General features: G+C 77.8%; 1 pseudogene. It reads right to left on the bottom strand.

What is annotated here, in order from left to right:
• Nucleotides 1-302: pseudogene (locus KVT44_RS55930) on the bottom strand (hypothetical protein); the annotation flags it as partial.

Raw genomic sequence — 302 nt, 5'->3', positions numbered from 1 at the left:
CCGACGGCGAGTCCGGGGACGAGGCCCGCGCCGGGATCGGGCTGCCCGTCGACGGCCGACACGAGACCGGTGCGCAACGTCGCGGCCACGCCCAACGGGCCCGAGGGAGGCCGGTCGACGACGTGGGCGGATGCCTCGACGACGAGCACCGCACGGTCGCCGGGGTCCGCCCGGAACGCCGTGCCCGTGACCGTCGCGCGGGCGCCCAAGTCGAGACCCGGTGCACGCTCGGGCGCGCGGACGACGACGGGTGCCGACACCGCCCGGTCGTCATCGCCGACGGTCGCGGACCGCGTGATCGC

It is taken from the genome of Streptomyces sp. GbtcB7 (genome assembly GCF_019091445.1).
In the GTDB taxonomy this organism is placed as follows: Bacteria; Actinomycetota; Actinomycetes; order Streptomycetales; family Streptomycetaceae; genus Streptomyces; species Streptomyces mirabilis.
Note: the sequence above shows the minus strand (reverse complement) of the source record. Positions and strands in the feature narration are given on the sequence as shown.